The following is a 13,794-nucleotide window of genomic DNA, read 5'->3' as shown; positions in this document are numbered from 1 at the left end:
GTTATTTTGAACGTCACTGCGGCTCACCGATACTGGGGGAAAATCCCCAACCGCGAGCCGCAGCATGTCCCACGCCCACTATTTGCACCCTGAACAACGCGACCGCATCCGGCGGCTTCATCGGCGCTGGCACTGGCGGCTGGAGTTGCCCACCTGGGGGATCATGGCGGCAGTGTACGGCGGCTGGTTCGGCGTGGCGCATTATTGGCAGGCGCTGGGCCCGTGGCTTGGCGCGCCGCTGCTGATCCTGCTGACCACCGGGTATATGTCGCTGCAACACGAGCTGATCCACGGCCATCCGACGCGCTGGCCGCGCGTCAATCAGCTGTTCGGCCTGTTGCCGCTGGCGGTGTGGTATCCCTATGGGCTGTATCGGGATTCGCATCTGCGCCACCACCGCAACGACCACCTGACCGATCCGCATGAAGATCCCGAAAGTTACTACTTCAGCGCCGCGCAGTGGCGGCGTTATCCCCGCCTGCTGCCGCTGTTGGCCGCGGTGCGCAATACGCTGATCGGCCGGGTGCTCCTCGGCCCGGCGCTGGATATCGTCACCACGCTGTTCGGCGCAGTGAAGACGCTTGCAGCGGGCGATCTGCGCGCCTGGGCGATGTGGCTGGCGCATCTGTCGCTGTTGGCGGCGCTGCTGCACTGGCTGCAGATGCAGGGCATCGGCGCGGCGTTTTACCTGTTGGCCATCAGCTACCCGGCGCTGGCGCTGACCAAGGTAAGATCGTTTTTTGAGCATCGCGCCGTGGACGCACCGCAGGCACGTTCTATTATTAATGAGGCGGGCTGGCCGTGGCGGCTGCTGTTTCTCAATCTGAACTACCATTTAGTGCATCACGATTTGCCCGGCCTGCCCTGGTATGGCCTGCGCGAAGTCTACCTGGCGGAACGCGAGGCGTATCAGCGCCGCAGCCAGGGATTCGTCGCGCAGGGTTATGGCGAGTGGCTGCGCGATTACGCACTGACGCCGATCGACGTCGGCGTGCATCCGCTGAGCGCCGGCGAACGGCGGGAGGAACGCGATGTCCTGCCGAAGAAAAAACTTATTGCGCGCTGGAAGCGCGTTTCTCAGGATTTTCCAACCGAACTGGCCCATGAGCCGGAAAACATATAACCAGAGGAAAAGTATGGCAATCACCTTATCACGCGGACGTTCCTTTGCCGTCGCGCTGGCTCTGCTGGCCGTCGGCGGTCTGGCACAGGCGGCCGACTCGGTGCGCGTCGGCTCCAAGATCGATACCGAAGGTTCGCTGCTCGGCAACATCATCGTGCAGGTGCTGGAAGCCAACGGCATCAAAACCACCAACAAGCTGCAGCTCGGCACCACCAAGGTGCTGCGCGGCGCCATCACTTCCGGCGAGATCGACATCTACCCGGAATACACCGGCAACGGCGCGTTTTTCTTCTCCGATGAGAAAGATCCGGCGTGGAAGAACGCCCAGGCCGGCTTCGAGAAGGTGAAGCGGCTCGACTACGACAAAAACAAAATCGTCTGGCTCGATGCGGCGCCGGCCAACAACACCTGGACCATCGCCATTCGTCAGGACGTGGCGGACGCCAACCATCTCAAAACGTTGGCGGATCTCGGCAAGTGGATCAACGGCGGCGGCAAGTTCAAGCTGGCGGCCTCGGCGGAATTTATCGAGCGGCCGGATGCGCTGCCGGCGTTCCAGAATGCCTACGGCTTCAAACTGAATCAGGATCAGCTGCTGTCCCTGGCCGGCGGCGATACGGCGGTGACCATCAAGGCGGCGGCGGAGCAGACCTCCGGCGTCAACGCGGCGATGGCCTACGGCACCGATGGCCCGGTGGCGGCGCTGGGGCTGCAGACGCTGGCGGACCCGAAAGGCGTACAGCCGATCTACGCGCCGGCGCCGATCGTGCGTGAAGCGGCGCTGAAGGCGCACGCCAATCTGCCTGAGCTGCTGAAGCCGGTGTTCGCCTCGCTGGACGGGCCGACGCTGCAAAAACTCAACGCGCAGATCGCTGTGGAAGGCCAGGACGCCAAACAGGTGGCGGCCGCTTACCTGAAAGAGAAAGGGTTTGTTAAGGGATAATGCCGAGGTGCCCCCTTTGCCGTCGGGAGAGGGGGTAAACCGAGGGAGCCGGAGCGTTTCTTTGACTATCGCCGTAAAACATCGCGTCTTGTTGACGCTGTTCATGCTGTTGCTGCTGGCCGCGTTCGGCCTGCCGTTCCTCAGTTATGCCCCCAATCGCCTGTTGTCGGGCAAAAGCCTCTCCTTGTTCTCCCTGCTGCACGGCCCGGCGCTGTGGCTGCTGTTGCCGCTGGCGGCATTGGCGATCCTCAGCCTGTTGCCGCCGACGCGGGGGCGGGCGCTGCTGGCGGCGTTGGCCGCCTGCGGGGTGCTGACGCTGGCGTTCTGGATCAGCGGGCAGGCCGCCGGGCGTCTGGCGCAGGAGGGATCGCGCCTGGCACGCACTTCCTGGGGCAGCGGCTGCTGGTTGACGATGGCGCTGAGCCTGCTGATCGCCGCCGACGCCATGGCGCGTCTCACCGCGTCGCACCTGCGGCGGATGCTCGGCAACGCGCTGGTGCTGGTGCCGCCGGCGCTGCTGCTGTTCGGCCATCAGCTCGATCAGCTGTCGCTGCTGAAGGAGTATCATAATCGGCAGGAGGTGTTTGACGCCGCGCTGCTGCAGCACCTGACCATTCTGCTGGCGACGATGGCGCCGGCGCTGGCGATCGGTGTGCCGCTCGGGGTGCTGTGCTTTCGTTCCGAGCGCTGGCAGCGGCCGATCTTCTCCGTGTTGAACATTATCCAGACCGTACCGTCGATCGCGCTGTTCGGCCTGCTGATCGCGCCGCTGGCGGGGTTGGCGGTGGCGGTGCCCTGGCTGGCGGAACACGGCGTCAGCGGTATCGGCATGGCGCCGGCGATCGTGGCGCTGGTGCTGTACGCGCTGTTGCCGCTGGTGCGCAGCGTGGTGGCGGGGCTGCAAAGCGTGCCGGCCGGCGTGATTGAGTCCGCCACCGGCATGGGGTTGACGCGCGGGCAGATCTTCCTGCGCGTGCAGCTGCCGTTGGCGCTGCCGCTGTTCCTGACCGGCGTGCGCATTCTGGCGGTGCAGACCGTCGGCATGGCGGTGGTGGCGGCGCTGATCGGCGCCGGCGGTTTTGGCGCCATCGTATTTCAGGGGCTGCTCAGCAGCGCGCTGGATCTGGTTTTGCTGGGGGTGATCCCGGTGGTCATGATGGCGGTCATCGTCGATTCGCTGTTTAAATTTTGGGTTTCAATCCTGGACGTATCGCGCCGATGATTCACTTTGAGCAAGTCAGCAAAATTTTTCAGGGCAAGCCGGCGGTGGACGATCTCACGCTGCACATCGCCGAGGGCGAATTCACCGTGTTGATCGGCACCTCGGGTTCCGGTAAGTCCACGACGTTAAAAATGATCAATCGCCTGATCGAACACGATCGGGGCAAGATTCTCTTTGCCGGCGAAGAGATCCAGTCGTTCAAACCGCAGGATCTGCGGCGGCGCATGGGCTATGCGATCCAATCGATCGGCCTGTTTCCGCACTGGACGGTGGAGGAGAACATCGCCACCGTGCCGCAGCTGCTGAAATGGCCGCGCGCGCGCATTCGCGATCGGGTGACCGAACTGTTGGAGCTGCTGCATCTGGAGCCGGATCTGTTTCGCCGCCGCTATCCGCACCAACTGTCCGGCGGGCAGCAGCAGCGGGTGGGGGTGGCGCGCGCACTGGCTGCCGATCCCGAGGTGTTGCTGATGGACGAACCGTTCGGCGCGCTGGATCCGGTCACCCGCGCGGCGCTGCAGGCGGAGATCGCGCGCATCCATCAGCTCTCCGGCCGCACTATCGTGCTGGTGACGCACGACATCGACGAAGCGCTGGGCCTGGCGGATCGTCTGGTGCTGCTCGATCAGGGGCGGGTGGTGCAGCAGGGCACGCCGCTGACGCTGTTGACCGCCCCGGCCAACGATTTCGTGCGTGATTTCTTCGGGCGCAGCGATCGCGGCATCAAGCTGCTGTCGCTGGGGACGGTGGCGGAGCGGGTGCGGCCCGGTGTCGCCGGGGGCGAGCCGATCGCCGCCGCCATGAGCCTGCGCGAGGCGCTGTCGGTGTTTGTGGCGCGCGGCAGCGACTGTCTGCCGGTGGTGGATGAACGGGGCGAAGCGTTGGGGGTGTTGCACTTCAACGATCTGATCGCCGGGCAGGCGCTGTCATGAGCGGGCGCATCGGGCGCCTGCTGCGCGATCCTTTGCCCTGGACGCTGGCGCTGCTGTTGGCGCTGGTGTTCGGCATGGATCATCTGCGCGGCCTGTTCGCCGCCTGGTTCCCCGATCTGGAGCGGCCCATTTATCAGCAGGACAGCTTTATCGCGCTGGTGGGGGCGCACCTGTCGCTGGTGGCGATCTCCAGCCTGATCGCGGTGGCTCTCGGCGTGGCGGCAGGCGTGGCCGTGACCCGACGCAGCGGCCGGGAGTTTCGTTCGCTGGTGGAAACGGTGGTGGCGGTGGGGCAGACCTTCCCGCCGGTGGCGGTGTTGGCGGTAGCGGTGCCGGTGATGGGCTTCAGCGAACAGCCGGCGATCATTGCGCTGGTATTGTACGGCCTGCTGCCGATCCTGCAGGGCACGCTGGCGGGCATTGAATCGGTGCCGCCCGCCACGCGCGAGATCGCCCGCGGCGTGGGGATGAGCGCCTGGCAAATTCTGTGGCGGGTTGAACTGCCGCTGGCGGCGCCGGTGATCGTCGCCGGGATCCGCACCTCGGTGATCATCAACATCGGCACGGCGGCCATCGCTTCCACCGTCGGCACCAAGACGCTCGGCTCGCCGATCATTATCGGCCTGAGCGGGTTTAACACCGCCTATGTGATCCAGGGCGCGGCGGTTGTGGCGTTGTTGGCTATTATCACCGATATGCTGTTCGAACGTTGGGTGCGTTATCTCACCGCCTGGCGTCAGCAGACGCTGGCGCCCACTTCTGCGGGGTAAGGGGGAAATGATGCAGGTGTCTCTACCGATGTACGGCGTTGGCCGGGAGCAGGCCGAATCCTTCTGGCAGGTGTTGCGCGACAAGCTGCTGCGGCTGGGGTTGCCGGCGGTGCCGGAACGGCTTAGCTGGCCGGACGATCTGGCGCAGCACTGGCGACGCGAGGATCTCTTGCTCAGCCAAACCTGCGGTTATCCGTTGGTCAGCAGTCTGCCGCAGGTACAGTTGATCGGCACCTATCATTATCGGGTGGAAGGGTGCGACGGGCCGAATTACCGCAGCTGGCTGGTGGTGCGTGCGGACGACCCCGGCGAGCGGCTGGCGGATTTTCGCGGCCGAACGGCGGCGTATAACAGCACCGATTCCCAGTCCGGCTACAACGGCCTGCGCGCGCTGATCGCGCCGCTGGCGCAGGACGGGAAATTCTTCGGTGCGGCTATCGCCTCCGGCGCGCATTATCAGTCGCTGCAGCTGATCCGCAGCGGGCAGGCGGATATCGCCGCCATCGACTCCATCAGCATGGAACTGCTGCGCCGCGCGCAACCGCAGGCGCTGGAGGGGCTAAAAATCATCGGCCGCACGGCGGCGGTGCCGGGCCTGCCGTTGATCACCGCAGCCGGCACGCCGCCGGAACAGGTGGAAATCCTGCGCGCCGGCGCCCGAGCGATGCTGGATGAGGCGGTCAGCGACCGCCTGCTGATCGGCGATTTCAGCCTGGTGCCGCGTTCGGCCTACCAGATTATCACCGTGCTGGAACAGCAGGCCGCCGCGCAGGGCGTGACGGCGCTCTAGCCGCCGTTACAGCAGGCCGCCGCCGTCGATGTCGATCACGCTGCCGGTGACGAAGCCATTCTCCATCGCCAGCAGATACCCCGCCGCGACGTCGGCCGCCTGCCCGACCCTGCCGACCGGCAGGCTGACGCCAACCCGTTCGAACAGCGCCTGACGCTGTGCGGCGCTCATGCCGTCGTAGGCTTCGGTGGCGGTGATACCGGGGCTGATCACGTTCACCCGCCGCGGCGCCAGCTCCTTCGCCAGCTGTTTGCCGACCGCTTCCAGCGCGGCGTTGATGGCGGTTTTGACCAACTGACCGTTGAGGTATTTGCGCGACAGCTGGCCGGAGGTCAGGGTGATCGAGCCCTGCGGCGCCAGCGTCGGCAGCGCCGCCTGCACCGCGCGCAAACTTCCCCAGAATTTGACGTTGAAGTCGGCCTGAGCCTGTTCAAGGGCGGTCTCCGCCAGCGGCTTCGCGTCCACCAACGGCCCGGCGGTGATCACCAAATGGTCGAAAGCGCCGACGGCGGCGAACAGCGCGCGCAGCGACGCGTCATCGGTCAGATCGGCCTGCATCAGGCGCAGCGCGTCGTTCTTCTCCCCGGCGTGAGGGAGACGACGCGAAGCCAGCACCACTTCAGCGCCGCGCGCCGCCGCCGCGTAGGCCACCGCGGCGCCAATGCCGCTGGTGCCGCCCAGGATCACCAGCTTTTGTCGTTTCAGGGGGGAGTCAGGAATCGTCATGTTAAGGCCTCTTTTTAGGTAAGTTTCAACGGGATCTATCTTTCCTGATTGAAAATGAGGAAAAAAGCCCGCCTAATAGCAAACACTTGTAAATTAATATTAATAATTGATTGGGCTAAAAAGAGAGGGAGCAGATGACCTCATTTGTCGATCTCGAGGTGTTTGTCCGCACGGTGGACGGCGGCAGTTTTTCCGCCGCGGCGCGCGCGCTGGATATCACGCCGGCGGCGGCCAGCATTGCGGTGAAAAGGCTGGAGCAGCAGTTGGGCGCGCGGCTGCTGGTGCGCTCCACCCGCAGCCTGAGGCTGACGGAGGAGGGGGCGCGCTATCTCGACAGCGCGCGCCTGGCGCTGGGGGCGTTGGCCGAAGGAGAGCAGGCGATCCGCGAGAAGCATCAGGGGCTGTCCGGGGTGCTGCAGATTTCCGCGCCGTCGGATTTTGGCCGCAATCTGCTGCTCGGCTGGCTGGATGAGTTCCGCCTGCAGCATCCCCACATTCAGCTGCAGCTTCTGATCAACGATCGACAGGCGGATCTGTTCCGCGAACCGGTGGATGTGGCGTTGCGCTTCGGGCCGCTGGCCGACTCTTCGCTGGTGGCGCTGCCGATCCTGCCGCAGCATCGGCGGCTGATCTGCGCCAGCCCGGATTATCTGCGGCGGCATGGCGCGCCGCAAACGCCGGCCGATCTGGTTCGGCACAGCATTCTGGTGTATCAGCCCAGCGGCAAACGGCAGGTGGAATGGCGGCTGTGGCGCGGTGAGGAGCTGGTCGAGCTGCCGCTGAACGGCAGCTATTTTACCGATGACGGTGAGGTCGCGCGGCGATGGGCGCTGGCCGGGCACGGCGTGGTGCGCAAGTCGGCGATCGACGTGGCGGCGGATATTCGCGCCGGGCGGTTGATGCAGCTGTTGCCGGAATGGCGCAGCGACGCGGTGCCGATCAGTTTGGTCTGCCCGCATCGTTCGCAGGTGTCGGAGCGCGTCAGGCAACTGCAGCGCTTTTTACAGCAGCGCTGCCAGCGCTGGATGGACGATCACTTGGCCTGAAGAGTTTCGGTTTGCGCCGGCGTAGCGGCGGTATCCCCGGCAGGCGCGCTTTCTTCGTGCGGGGTGGTGGAACGGGTGTAGATGTTCAGCCCGGCGAGGAATACGCCGCCCAGAGAACCGAAGGCGCACAGGGCGATGACGATGACGAACGCTTTTTTCAGCATAGGAATAATTTCGCAGGTTGCTTGGAACAGCGGGAATTATAGCCCCTTCGCCGGGTGAAACAAGAATCGTTTTTAACGGCGGCCCGCAGACCGCCCTTTGTGATCATCGCCGTTCGCAGTCGATGGCCTGCACGTTGGCCGGGCGGGCGAACAGGTATTTTCCCAGCGTCACCAGCACCACCGCCGCCACGATGATCACCAGCGCCAGCCACTCGCGCGGCGCCAGCGATTCGCCGGCAAAACCGATGCCGAGCAGCACCGCCACCACCGGATTGACGTAGGCGTAACTGGTGGCGACCGCCGGGCGCACATTCTTCAACAAGAACATATAGGCGCTGATCGCCAGCATCGAACCGAAGACGATCAGATAGCCCAGCGCCAGAAAGCCGCCGGTGCTCGGCATCTGAGTGAGGCGCTCGCCGCTCAGCTGGCTGGCTGCCAATAACACCACGCCGGCGACCAGCATCTCCGCCGCGCCGGCCATCGGCCCGGCCGGCAGCGAGATGCGCGATCCCAACACCGACCCAAAGGCCCAGCTGGCCGAAGCCAGCAAAATCAGCAGCGCGCCGGTCGGGTTGCCCACCAGGTTGTTGCCGGTGTTGAGCAGCACGATGCCCACCAACCCGAGCGCAATGCCGGCCCATTCCAGCTTGGTGTTGCGCATGCCCCACAACAGGCTGAAGCAGAGGGTGAACAGCGGCACCGTCGCCACCATCACCGCGGCGATGCCGGATGGCACATGTTGGTGTTCCGCCACCGTCACCAGGCCGTTGCCCACCGCCAGCAGCAGAATGCCGATGGCGCCGGCGGCCAGCCACTGCTTCAGCGTCGGCAGCGCGTGGCCGCGCCAGGCCAGGAAACTGAACAGCACGATACCGGCTGTCAGAAAGCGAATGCCGGCCATCATCAGCGGCGGCCACTGCGCGACGCCGAGGCGAATGACGAAATAGGTGGAACCCCAAACGATATATAACGTGAACAACGCCCCGATCAACGGCAGGACGCTACGGCTTTGTTGGCTAAGCATAGGATTGTATTTTGCGGGAATGATTATTATTAGAACGCTCAGTAAACCCGATCGGGCAACCGATAAGCAATGGCCTTCGGCATTATTTTTCCGGCTGCTGAAAGCCGTTCAATGGCCTTGCTGTTTCCACTGCAGCCAGCTGACGGCCGGCAGGTAAATCGACCAGCCGACGGCCAGCAGCAGCAGCATGAACTCGGGCGGCACGCCGGGCAACAAGGCGTCCAGCTTCCAGGACACGGCGTAGGCGAAGGGGCCGACGGCGGCGCCCAACACCGCCAGCGGCCAGGGGGCCGCTCTGACCACGTCAAGCAACCAATACCACCAGCAACCGAAGCCGATCCACAGCGCGATGGTCCAGAGCGGCAGGCCGTGTTGCCCGCTGTAGTGCAGCACGCCGCTGTAGCTCCAGAGCCCATCCATGCCGATACCGCCGAGGGCGGCCAGGGCCGCGCCTTTGCGGCGGGCGGCAGGGGTAAAGATCAGCGCCAGCGCCGCGCCGGCCAGCAGTATGCCGTTGAGCCGATCGCGAGTCAGCAGCGCCAGCAGCCAGCAAACGCCCAGTCCCAGCGTCGCCAGCCAGAATCCGGCATGCGGCTTCTTCATCGTTCAACTCCCGTGGGGTTACTCTGCCGCTGCGCTAAGCGCCGACGGATTTGCCAGAGCGGGCGCGAGGCCCGCTGTTTGCCTGAATGTTCGTTAGTTCAACCTTAGAAGGGAAGGTGCGGGGTGCACAAGCAGAATAATCTGTACCGGTTGAAAACGTGGGCAAAAACCGGTGTTACAGGCGGGAAATCCGGTAGGCGCAGCGGCGCGAGCCGGCCAGAATGTGTTCGGCGCGCTCCACCTGCGCCTGCAGCACTTCGGTGAAGATGCTTAATTCCGCCCGGCAGAAGCCCTGGCAGACGGTGGCGGCGGCGCAGATCGGGCAGTGGTTTTCCACCAGCAGATAGGAACCGTCCTCCTCCTGGCGCCATTCGGCCATATACCCTTCGCGGCAGCGGATCTCGGTCAGGCGCGCCACGCGTTCGCGCAGCTCGGTGGCGCCGATCATCGCCTGCTTGTAGTTGATGCGGTTTTCCTGCTCGCGGGTCTCGATCAGCACGTCGATCGCTTGTTCGCCCAACTTGTCGCGCACGGTGCGCAGCAGCTGCACCGTCAGATCCGCATGGGTATCGGGAAAGCGCGCGTTCCCGGCAGAGGTCAAATGCCACAGCTGCACCGGGCGGCCCACGCCGCGCGTTTCCGCCACCGCTTCGACCAACCCCTCTTTCGCCAGCTTGACGAACTGCTGGCGTGCCGCCTCACCGGTGGTGCCGAGCACTTTTCCTGCGTCAGAAGCTAGCTGCGGGCCGCGGGTTTTCAATAACGTCAGCAAGCGGTCACTGACCGATTGTGCGGTGCTGCCGCTATTTTCCAAGTTTATTCTTGACATATTTCTCCGCCTCGCCCTAACTTATTCCAAGATAACTCTTGTTAAATTTAACGCAATCTTATGACCAACTCAATGCCATTCCTCTGAAAACAGGACGACAACCGTGATAACCCATGACGACAGCCGCTGGAGCGACCTTTTCTCCGGCAAAAATGCGGCCAGTGCGATCGCGCTTTCGCTCGGCGTGGCGCTGCATGCCATCAATATTCTGGTCGCCACCACCATTCTGCCCTCGGTGGTGCAGGATATCGGCGGGCTGGATCTCTATGCCTGGAACACCACGCTGTTCGTGGTGGCGTCGATCCTCGGCTCCGCGCTGTCGGCCCGGTTGCTCAGCGGCTATGGCGCACGCAGCGCCTATCTGGTGGCTTCGCTGTTCTTTATCGTCGGGGCGGCGCTGTGCGCGCTGGCGCCGAGCATGCCGGTGATGCTGATCGGCCGCACGGTGCAGGGCTTCGGCGGCGGGCTGATCTTTGCGCTCTCCTACGCGATGATCAACCTGGTGTTCGAGCAGCGATTGTGGCCGCGCGCCATGGCGCTTATCTCGGCGATGTGGGGCATCGCCACCCTGGTGGGGCCGGCGGTGGGCGGCATTTTTGCCGAGCTGCACGCCTGGCGTTGGGCCTTCGGCATTCTGCTGCCGATCATGGCGCTGTACGCTGCGTTTACCTTCCTGATCCTGCCCAAAGGCAAGGCGCAGCAGGCGGCCGCGCCGTTGCCGACTGCGCAACTGCTGTTGCTGACCGTGGCGGTGCTGGTGGTGTCCGCCGGCAGCCTGGCGCACAGCGTCTGGATCAATCTGGCGGGCATCGCGCTTTCGCTGGTGCTGATGGCCTGGCTGATGAAGCGCGAGGCGCACGCACGCGCGCGCCTGTTGCCGCATGGCTCGCTGCGGCGCGGCTCATCGCTGGCGGCGCTCTATATTACGGTCTCGTTGCTGGTGATCGGCATGACCAGCGAAATCTTCGTGCCCTATTTCCTGCAGCTGTTGCACGGCCAGTCGCCACTGATCTCCGGCTATATCGCCGCCACCATGGCCGCCGGTTGGACGTTGTCCGAAATCCTCAGCTCCGGCTGGCGCGGGGCGGGCATTCGCCGGGCGATCGTCAGCGGGCCGCTGTTCGTGCTGGTGGGCCTGCTGGCGCTGGCGATCCTGATGCCGACGCCCTCCGGCGGTGACTGGCAGGCGCTGACGCCGATCGTTATCGCATTGTCGCTGGTAGGGTTCGGCATCGGCTTCGGTTGGCCGCATCTGCTGACGCGCATTTTGCAGGTGGCGCCTGAAGCGGACAAAGATATCGCCGGCGCTTCAATTACCACGGTGCAGCTGTTCGCCACCGCATTCGGCGCGGCGCTGGCCGGGATGATCGCCAATCTGGCGGGGCTGAACGATCCGGGCGGCGCGGCGGGCGCGGCATCGGCGGCGCGTTGGCTGTTCCTGGCGTTCGCGCTGGCGCCGCTGCTGGCGGTATTCAGCGCCTGGCGCTGCGCCGCGATCGCGCCGCCGGGCGCAGAGACGGGCAATTTTGTACAAACTCCGCCCTCGCGCGAGTGCTAGAACGCTTCTCCTCATTCGGCGATGTTTGCGGTGATCCTGGCGTTCTTCCTGCGCGATATTTTTTAAAATCCGCTTGCTATATCTCTAATTTGAGATTATTTCTCTTATATGGGATTTTCAAGCGGAGTGTGAGCGGTGGATAACGGTTTGGAGACTGCCGACCTGAGGTTGGCGCAGCGGCTGGCGGATTTGCGCCAGCAGCGAGCGTGGTCGCTGGAGGAATTGGCGCAGCGCACCGGTCTTAGCCGGGCGACGCTCTCGCGGGTGGAGCGCGCCGAGACCAGCCCGACGGCGTCGTTGCTGAACCGGCTGTGCGCCGCCTATGGGTTGACCATGTCGCGCCTGTTGAGCGAAATCGAAGACGAGCCGCCGGAGCTGCTGCGGCCGCAGCAGCAACCGGTTTGGGTCGATCGCGCCAGCGGTTTTCACCGTCGCTCCGTTTCCCCACCCGCCGCGCTGTATAAGGCCGAGTTTATCGAAGCCCGGCTCGATGCCGGCGCGCAGATTGATTACGACCTGCCGTCGATTCCGGCGCTGGAACATCACCTCTGGTTGCTGTCCGGGCAGTTGGAATTGACCCTGGAAGGGCGCGTTTTCCGGCTGTCGGCCGGCGACTGCCTGCGCTACCGCCTGTTCGGCGCCTCCCGTTTCCATGTCCCCGGCGATGAGCCGGCTCATTACACGCTCGTTATCTGTAGGCCATAGCCATGATTGAATTGCAACAGTGGGACGCCGGCGCGGCGCAAAGCGCCATTGCCGAATTGGCCGAGATGCTGCACGCCAGCGTGGCGCACGGCGCCAGCATCGGTTTTGTCATGCCTTTTACGCTGACGCAGGCGCAGGCATTTTGGCTGGGGGTGCTGCCGGCTATCGCGCGGGGAGAGCGTGCGATGCTGGTGGCGCTCGCGAACAGCCGGCCGGTCGGCACCGTGCAGCTGCTGTTGGCGATGCCGGACAACGGCCGCCACCGGGCGGAAGTGGTCAAGCTGATGGTGCACCCGCAGGCGCGGCGGCAGGGCGTTGCCCGGCTGTTGATGCAGGAAGTGCAGGCGCTGGCGGCGCGCCATCAACGCAGCCTGTTGGTGCTGGACACCCTGAGCGGCAGCGCGGCGCAGGGGCTGTACCGCCAATTGGGGTTCGAGGCGGCGGGGGACATCCCGCAATACGCCCGCGCCAGCGACGGCGGGGCGTTGGAGGCCACCTGCTATATGTACAAACTGCTGTGAGGCTTAGCGCCCGCGCCAGGCCTTGATCGCCTGTTGGCGCACCTGCAGCTTCTGTTGCGGCGTCAGCTTGTTGTAGTCGCGAGCCAGGCCGCTCTCCCAATCGCCGTACAGCGGGTTGGGCAGCACGATGAATTCGGTGCCGAATTTGTTCTGGTTCTCGCTGACAAACGCCCGGCGCTGCGCATTATCCTGGTGGTAGGTCGCGGCGCCGAAGTCGTTCAGGTTGTCGCCCGCGTACACCACGATGTCATAGCCGGCTTGTTTGATGGCGTCGAAGCGCGCCTGCTTATTGGACGTGTCGGTACTGAGCAAGACGGTTTTATCCGACATGCCGGTGAAACCGAGCTTCTGCATGTTGGCCACCGTGGCGGCGTATTCGCTCTGCTTGCGGTTCGAGACGTAGAACATCGTCCCCTGGTGGGCGTTAACGTAGCGGGCGAACGACACTGCCCCCGGCACCGCGCCGGCCTGTTCGGCCTGCGTCCATTGGGCCCAGGTGGCGCCGTCATACGGCTGGCCCTGCTGCGCCTGCCAGGCGGAGTAGGCGCTGTTGTCCAGCATGGTTTCATCCAGATCGACCACTACCGCCTTTTTGCGGCCCGGCGCGGCCCTGGCCCGATCGAAGGCGCGTTGCGCGCTGTTGAACGCTTGGTGGGCCAGCGCCTGGTATTCACCGGACTGTTGGAACCAGTTCACCGCCAGCACCGACTGATCCGCCAGCCGCTGCTGGGCTTGGGCGTCGGTGTGCGGCGGCTGCGCGCAACCGGCCAACGTCAGCAGCGCGATGCCAACCGCCGCGCCGAGGGTGAGTTTCCTTGCCTGTTTTCCTGCCATC

16 protein-coding genes are annotated in these 13,794 nt (G+C 64.6%); 10 read left to right on the top strand and 6 right to left on the bottom strand.

The features are described from left to right. Positions 1 to 64: 64 nt before the first annotated feature. The 6 genes from MMS95_RS07980 (at position 65) to MMS95_RS07955 (ending at position 5,780) form a co-directional block, all read left to right on the top strand. Complete coding sequence (locus MMS95_RS07980; RefSeq protein ID WP_031299703.1) at positions 65 to 1,123, top strand: fatty acid desaturase; 1,059 nt, start codon at positions 65 to 67, stop codon at positions 1,121 to 1,123. 13 nt (positions 1,124 to 1,136) lie between these two features. Further along, positions 1,137 to 2,066 (top strand): ABC transporter substrate-binding protein, encoded by a 930-nt coding sequence (locus MMS95_RS07975; RefSeq protein WP_033633783.1) that lies wholly within the window; start codon positions 1,137 to 1,139, stop codon positions 2,064 to 2,066. Between the two features lie 61 nt (positions 2,067 to 2,127). After that, positions 2,128 to 3,288: an ABC transporter permease gene (locus MMS95_RS07970; RefSeq protein WP_015377121.1), complete on the top strand. Its 1,161-nt coding sequence runs from the start codon at positions 2,128 to 2,130 to the stop codon at positions 3,286 to 3,288. Next, positions 3,285 to 4,220, top strand: coding sequence for an ABC transporter ATP-binding protein (locus MMS95_RS07965; protein ID WP_016928556.1), 936 nt, complete (start codon positions 3,285 to 3,287; stop codon positions 4,218 to 4,220). The genes MMS95_RS07970 and MMS95_RS07965 overlap by 4 nt, the downstream gene beginning before the upstream one ends. Next, positions 4,217 to 4,990 (top strand): ABC transporter permease, encoded by a 774-nt coding sequence (locus MMS95_RS07960; RefSeq protein WP_044031664.1) that lies wholly within the window; start codon positions 4,217 to 4,219, stop codon positions 4,988 to 4,990. Before MMS95_RS07965 ends, MMS95_RS07960 begins: the two co-directional genes overlap by 4 nt. A gap of 28 nt (positions 4,991 to 5,018) precedes the next feature. Then, a complete protein-coding gene (locus MMS95_RS07955; protein ID WP_079007603.1) occupies positions 5,019 to 5,780 on the top strand; it encodes a PhnD/SsuA/transferrin family substrate-binding protein in 762 nt (253 codons plus the stop codon). A gap of 6 nt (positions 5,781 to 5,786) precedes the next feature. On the opposite strand, the gene MMS95_RS07950 is transcribed toward MMS95_RS07955, so the two are convergent. After that, positions 5,787 to 6,506, bottom strand: a complete 720-nt coding sequence (locus MMS95_RS07950) for an SDR family oxidoreductase (protein ID WP_099981870.1) — start codon at positions 6,504 to 6,506, stop codon at positions 5,787 to 5,789. A 134-nt stretch (positions 6,507 to 6,640) separates the two neighbouring features. Here MMS95_RS07950 and MMS95_RS07945 point away from each other — a divergent pair, with 134 nt between their 5' ends. Further along, a complete protein-coding gene (locus tag MMS95_RS07945; protein WP_099981871.1) occupies positions 6,641 to 7,552 on the top strand; it encodes a LysR family transcriptional regulator in 912 nt (303 codons plus the stop codon). On the opposite strand, the gene MMS95_RS07940 is transcribed toward MMS95_RS07945, so the two are convergent. From MMS95_RS07940 to MMS95_RS07925, 4 genes are all read right to left on the bottom strand, one after another. Next, positions 7,540 to 7,716 (bottom strand): hypothetical protein, encoded by a 177-nt coding sequence (locus MMS95_RS07940; RefSeq protein ID WP_004939348.1) that lies wholly within the window; start codon positions 7,714 to 7,716, stop codon positions 7,540 to 7,542. The genes MMS95_RS07945 and MMS95_RS07940 overlap by 13 nt on opposite strands. Before the next feature lie 103 nt (positions 7,717 to 7,819). Beyond that, complete coding sequence (yedA, locus tag MMS95_RS07935) at positions 7,820 to 8,743, bottom strand: drug/metabolite exporter YedA (protein ID WP_015377127.1); 924 nt, start codon at positions 8,741 to 8,743, stop codon at positions 7,820 to 7,822. A 108-nt stretch (positions 8,744 to 8,851) separates the two neighbouring features. Continuing rightward, entirely contained in the window at positions 8,852 to 9,346 is a 495-nt protein-coding gene (locus MMS95_RS07930) for a DUF2878 domain-containing protein (RefSeq protein ID WP_015377128.1), read from the bottom strand. A gap of 175 nt (positions 9,347 to 9,521) precedes the next feature. Further along, positions 9,522 to 10,175 carry a metalloregulator ArsR/SmtB family transcription factor gene (locus MMS95_RS07925; protein WP_015377129.1) on the bottom strand — a complete coding sequence of 218 codons (654 nt, stop codon included), beginning with the start codon at positions 10,173 to 10,175 and terminating at the stop codon, positions 9,522 to 9,524. Between the two features lie 103 nt (positions 10,176 to 10,278). Between MMS95_RS07925 and MMS95_RS07920 the strand changes: the two genes are divergently transcribed. From MMS95_RS07920 to MMS95_RS07910, 3 genes are all read left to right on the top strand, one after another. Continuing rightward, positions 10,279 to 11,733: an MFS transporter gene (locus MMS95_RS07920; RefSeq protein WP_015377130.1), complete on the top strand. Its 1,455-nt coding sequence runs from the start codon at positions 10,279 to 10,281 to the stop codon at positions 11,731 to 11,733. Between the two features lie 135 nt (positions 11,734 to 11,868). Next, a complete protein-coding gene (locus MMS95_RS07915; protein WP_015377131.1) occupies positions 11,869 to 12,438 on the top strand; it encodes an XRE family transcriptional regulator in 570 nt (189 codons plus the stop codon). Between the two features lie 2 nt (positions 12,439 to 12,440). After that, entirely contained in the window at positions 12,441 to 12,959 is a 519-nt protein-coding gene (locus MMS95_RS07910; RefSeq protein WP_242141556.1) for a GNAT family N-acetyltransferase, read from the top strand. A gap of 3 nt (positions 12,960 to 12,962) precedes the next feature. Here MMS95_RS07910 and MMS95_RS07905 read toward each other — a convergent pair whose 3' ends face one another. Further along, complete coding sequence (locus MMS95_RS07905; RefSeq protein WP_242141555.1) at positions 12,963 to 13,793, bottom strand: 5'-nucleotidase, lipoprotein e(P4) family; 831 nt, start codon at positions 13,791 to 13,793, stop codon at positions 12,963 to 12,965. Position 13,794 lies beyond the last annotated feature (1 nt).

Origin of the sequence: Serratia sp. PGPR-27, from assembly GCF_022678525.1 — a bacterium.
Classification (GTDB): domain Bacteria; phylum Pseudomonadota; class Gammaproteobacteria; order Enterobacterales; family Enterobacteriaceae; genus Serratia; species Serratia nematodiphila.
The sequence above is the reverse complement of the archived record's forward strand: the minus strand, read 5'-3'. Positions and strand labels throughout refer to the sequence as shown.

Coding starts and splice junctions, on each gene's coding strand:
- yedA (WP_015377127.1), bottom strand. CDS start 8,743: ATGCTTAGCCAACAAAGCCGTAGCGTCCTGCCGTTGATCGGGGCGTTG.
- MMS95_RS07905 (WP_242141555.1), bottom strand. CDS start 13,793: ATGGCAGGAAAACAGGCAAGGAAACTCACCCTCGGCGCGGCGGTTGGC.
- MMS95_RS07940 (WP_004939348.1), bottom strand. CDS start 7,716: ATGCTGAAAAAAGCGTTCGTCATCGTCATCGCCCTGTGCGCCTTCGGT.
- MMS95_RS07930 (WP_015377128.1), bottom strand. CDS start 9,346: ATGAAGAAGCCGCATGCCGGATTCTGGCTGGCGACGCTGGGACTGGGC.
- MMS95_RS07945 (WP_099981871.1), top strand. CDS start 6,641: ATGACCTCATTTGTCGATCTCGAGGTGTTTGTCCGCACGGTGGACGGC.
- MMS95_RS07955 (WP_079007603.1), top strand. CDS start 5,019: ATGTACGGCGTTGGCCGGGAGCAGGCCGAATCCTTCTGGCAGGTGTTG.
- MMS95_RS07925 (WP_015377129.1), bottom strand. CDS start 10,175: ATGTCAAGAATAAACTTGGAAAATAGCGGCAGCACCGCACAATCGGTC.
- MMS95_RS07975 (WP_033633783.1), top strand. CDS start 1,137: ATGGCAATCACCTTATCACGCGGACGTTCCTTTGCCGTCGCGCTGGCT.
- MMS95_RS07980 (WP_031299703.1), top strand. CDS start 65: ATGTCCCACGCCCACTATTTGCACCCTGAACAACGCGACCGCATCCGG.
- MMS95_RS07960 (WP_044031664.1), top strand. CDS start 4,217: ATGAGCGGGCGCATCGGGCGCCTGCTGCGCGATCCTTTGCCCTGGACG.
- MMS95_RS07965 (WP_016928556.1), top strand. CDS start 3,285: ATGATTCACTTTGAGCAAGTCAGCAAAATTTTTCAGGGCAAGCCGGCG.
- MMS95_RS07950 (WP_099981870.1), bottom strand. CDS start 6,506: ATGACGATTCCTGACTCCCCCCTGAAACGACAAAAGCTGGTGATCCTG.
- MMS95_RS07910 (WP_242141556.1), top strand. CDS start 12,441: ATGATTGAATTGCAACAGTGGGACGCCGGCGCGGCGCAAAGCGCCATT.